Annotated in this window: 3 protein-coding genes; all 3 read right to left on the reverse strand. The window is 23.3% G+C overall.

All coding sequences use genetic code 11. The features are described 5' to 3' along the window. Positions 1–37: 37 nt before the first annotated feature. Positions 38–352 carry an ArsR/SmtB family transcription factor gene (locus tag GBZ86_RS14840; RefSeq protein ID WP_152891933.1) on the reverse strand — a complete coding sequence of 105 codons (315 nt, stop codon included), beginning with the start codon at positions 350–352 and terminating at the stop codon, positions 38–40. Between the two features lie 149 nt (positions 353–501). Then, positions 502–1,263, reverse strand: a complete 762-nt coding sequence (locus GBZ86_RS14845) for an FtsZ/tubulin family protein (RefSeq protein WP_152891935.1) — start codon at positions 1,261–1,263, stop codon at positions 502–504. A 96-nt stretch (positions 1,264–1,359) separates the two neighbouring features. Beyond that, complete coding sequence (locus GBZ86_RS14850) at positions 1,360–2,319, reverse strand: hypothetical protein (protein ID WP_152891937.1); 960 nt, start codon at positions 2,317–2,319, stop codon at positions 1,360–1,362. Between the last annotated feature and the right edge of the window lie 244 nt (positions 2,320–2,563).

Raw genomic sequence — 2,563 nt, forward strand, 5'->3', positions numbered from 1 at the left:
GTTATTTTAAAAGAAAACCATCCTAAGATGGTTATTTTTACTTACAAACTGTATTTGATTTATTTAAAAATTCAGCATTAGAAGTTGTTAATATATCAATCATATTTTTAGCATTTTTAACACCTTCACAACTTATGGAATAGTGTGCCCATTTTCCTTCTTTTCTTGATATTACTACTCCAGAATCACATAAAATTTTCATATGATGTGATAATGTAGATTGACCAATATTTAATTTTTCTAATAATTCACATGCACACATTTCACCTGATTTTAATAACTCTAAAATTAATAATCTTCTTTCATCACAAAATGCCTTGAAAATTTTAGTTTTATCCCCATAATTATTCATAATTTAATCACCTCATATCTAAAATTTTCGATATATATTTATATTAATAAATATATTTTTAGTTGTCAACATTATAATATTAAAAGTATTTAGCTTGAATATTTTATAATTAAGCTCTAACCATATTTAAATTAAAATGGTTAAATTTATTATAAGTAAAACCCATTAGCGAAAACTCTTAAAATAACTTCATCATCAATATTTTCATTTTCAATTACTGAATAACTTATCTTAGCATTCTTATTGGTGGCTATTTGAATTATTTCAGGTAGCATATTTACATCTTCTAATCTTTGGTCTTTATAATTCTTAACTTCTATAGTTAATATTATATTTTTTCCCTCACTAAAATGAGAATTACTTGGAAAAGCTTTAATTGCATTTATGGCTGCTTTTTCCCATTTTTTACTTCCAGATCCTTTTCCTATGGAGGTATATCCAACACTTTTTTGTTTTAAGCAACGTTTTAATTCACCAATTGATAGATAAAATGCCATTTTATCCTTATGAAGGTCACAGATTGAATTTATATTGTCCATAATATTATCTGTAGTTGTTACAATTAAAGTATAAATTTGATCCTGTATTTCTTGTAACATTTGAATATTATTAATATGATTACAATTAACTCCAATAGGAATACATAGAGTACCCTTTAGAATAATATTGTTTAATTGTGAAATAAATTTATTATAATTTTTATTTTCAAAATCAATAATAGCAAAACAAACCTTTGTTTTTTTTACCAAATTATTTAAGGTAATTTTATTCAAAAAATTTTTACTAGAAAATCTTATAACAGATATAAAAGTATATTCTTCAAAGTTATCTTTTAAATTATCATATATACACTCATCATTTGTTATTATAAGTACATTATCTGCATCATAACTCATTTTATCTAAATTCATTTTACTCCTCCTTGCTTTAGCTTTAATTATATATAATAAATATTATGGTACATGCTGTTATTCCATGTCAATTATTAGCTAAAAAAATTTCTTAAATCAATTAAAATTAACTGCAAAAATATGAATTTCATTATTAAAAAATAAAATTGACTTAATTTCACTTATTATATTACAAGTATTATTTGCTAAAAATAGGGTGCTCCACCCATTAATACCTTCACCATTATAAATCCAAATTTCAGCTCCAAAAACAGAGCTTGTGCCTAGTATTAAAGATTCCGTAGTATTATTTGCTGATTTAAAAATACTAAAAGAACTTATTAATTGATTTACATATATAGTTTTATTATTTATATTTCTTTTTACACCAAAGCCAGGTGTATTTATTTTAATCCATGAATCTATGTTACCAGTTTTACTTTCCCAAATTTCTATTCCATCAAGAAGATAGGAATTTTCATTATTAAAGTCTCCTTGAAGAGTGTTAGTAGCAGCATAAAGTCTGTTGTTTACTATAGTCATAAAAGCTACATCTTTATTTTTTTCAATATTATTAAATGATTCTGGGGCAGCTAACTCCCATAGCATTTCAGAATGCTCTAAATTGGGAGACTTAACAATTTTAAAGCTTTTAGCATTATAAGTAATACCATATATATTTTGATTAAATAAAGCTAAGGGTTTAACCATTATAACTTCATTAATGTCTTTGTTTTTAGAGGTAACTTTAATCCATCCATCAATCCAATTATCACATTTTTTTATTTTCCATAATTCTAAGTCCGTATAAAAATAAAGATAATCTTTTAATACAATAAAATTAAAATTAATATTATCTGTTAGCTCTATAGGTAAATGTATTTTTTGCCATAACTTCAGTGCAGGAGAGATTAACTTAAATAATCCATAATTATTATATGCATAAATATTATTGTCAAACTCTAATAATTTAGATCCATTTATACTACTTTCAAAATTAAAAAAACCAACTTCATTTACTTGAATACAGTAGTTATAAAGTTTTTTTTCACAATTTATATAATCAAGCTCATTCATTAAAGTAGCCTCCTATTTATCTTAAGTTATTTATAAAAATAGAGTAAAATTTATTAATGCTATTCATAGCACCAACTTCCTCCTGTGCTTTCTTAGTATTGTTGTATTAATAGTTGTACAGTTTTCGTAATTTGGTTCATTTTTTATAAAATTAGTTTTTAATTACTTGTAAAGTGGTTTTAATGTAATAGTAAAAGACTTTTCTAATATATATATATAATTTTTATAGAGAAATGTTACATTT

This window comes from Clostridium tarantellae (assembly GCF_009295725.1).
GTDB classification, from domain to species: domain Bacteria; phylum Bacillota; class Clostridia; order Clostridiales; family Clostridiaceae; genus Sarcina; species Sarcina tarantellae.

What these genes read in the sequence shown, in the direction of transcription:
- GBZ86_RS14840 (WP_152891933.1), bottom strand. Translation starts at nt 352, where the DNA reads ATGAATAATTATGGGGATAAAACTAAAATTTTCAAGGCATTTTGTGAT.
- GBZ86_RS14845 (WP_152891935.1), bottom strand. Translation starts at nt 1,263, where the DNA reads ATGAATTTAGATAAAATGAGTTATGATGCAGATAATGTACTTATAATA.
- GBZ86_RS14850 (WP_152891937.1), bottom strand. Translation starts at nt 2,319, where the DNA reads ATGAATGAGCTTGATTATATAAATTGTGAAAAAAAACTTTATAACTAC.